The sequence below is a fragment of the Halomonas sp. 707D4 genome (assembly GCF_024158685.1).
Lineage (GTDB): Bacteria > Pseudomonadota > Gammaproteobacteria > Pseudomonadales > Halomonadaceae > Vreelandella.
This window is the reverse complement of the sequence record NZ_JAMZBD010000741.1, coordinates 1-1,066: the sequence shown is the minus strand read 5'-3', so window position 1 is coordinate 1,066 and position 1,066 is coordinate 1. Positions and strand designations below refer to the sequence as shown.

The 1,066-nt window shown below is 68.8% G+C and carries 2 protein-coding genes; both read left to right on the top strand.

What is annotated here, in order from left to right; genetic code table 11:
* Positions 1 to 304 (top strand): HAD family hydrolase (locus tag BIS11_RS18370; RefSeq protein WP_253586836.1); only part of this gene is annotated, 304 nt, incomplete at its 5' end.
* 42 nt (positions 305 to 346) lie between these two features.
* Positions 347 to 1,066, top strand: a 720-nt coding sequence (locus BIS11_RS18365) for a S49 family peptidase (protein WP_253586835.1), incomplete at its 3' end; no start/stop codon positions are given.

The window sequence follows — 1,066 nt, the reverse complement described above, 5'->3', positions numbered from 1 at the left end:
CGATCGCATCTTTCGCGAGACCGGCAGCGGCGCACTCTTCGATGCCAGCCGGACCGCCGACGAGACGCGCTCGAAACCGCATCCACAGATGCTCGAGGAGCTACTCGACGAGCTCGGCGTCGACGTCGGCCGCGCCGTGATGGTGGGCGACACCGAGTACGATCTCGAGATGGCGCGCGCCATCGGCATGGCGCGGGTCGGGGTGACCTACGGCGTGCATACCCCGGCGCGCCTGTCCGCCAGCGAGCCGCGCTGGGTGGCGCACAGCGTCGCGGACCTGTTCGACTGGCTGGAAGGCGAGTGATCGCTCGGGTCAGGCTCACCACCGTGCAAGGGAAATGACACCATGAACCATGATGATGGACACAACGACCACTCGCCGCGGCGCCGGCTGGATGACCCGGCACGCGGTGACGAACCGGATCGTTGGACGCAGGGGCCCGAAGTGGCACCGCGCTCGAAGCGCGAGGCCATGGCTGGCGCGCCGGGCGATAGCGACGAGACGCTCAGAGAGCGCCAGCGCCTGGCGCAGATCGAGATGATGGACCGCTGGATCGGGGGCGTGCTCACCGAGCAGCGCCGGGCCCGGCGGTGGAAGCTCTTCTTTCGCCTGCTGTTTCTGAGCGTGGTGGTGGCGCTGGTTTCGCTGCTGGTGCACCGCGTCTACTTCGCCGAGCCCAGCAGCGCCGCGCCGGCCCAGGAGCACCTGGCGCTGGTGGAGGTGCAGGGTGTGATCGCAAGCGACGCCCCGGCCAACGCCGAGCGCATCATCAAGGGGCTCAATCGCGCCTGGGAAACGGAGAGTGCGGCGGCGGTCGTACTGCATATCGATAGCCCCGGCGGCAGTCCCGTGCAGTCCCAGCGGGTGTATGCCGAGATCATGCGGCTGCGTGAGCAGGGCGACAAGCCGATCATCGCCGTGATCGAGGACATCGGCGCCAGCGGCGCCTACTACATCGCCTCCGCCGCCGACGTGATCGTCGCCTCGCCGGCGAGCCTGGTCGGCTCGATCGGCGTGATCTACGCCGGTTTCGGCTTTCAGGACGCGATCGACCGCCTCGGGGTG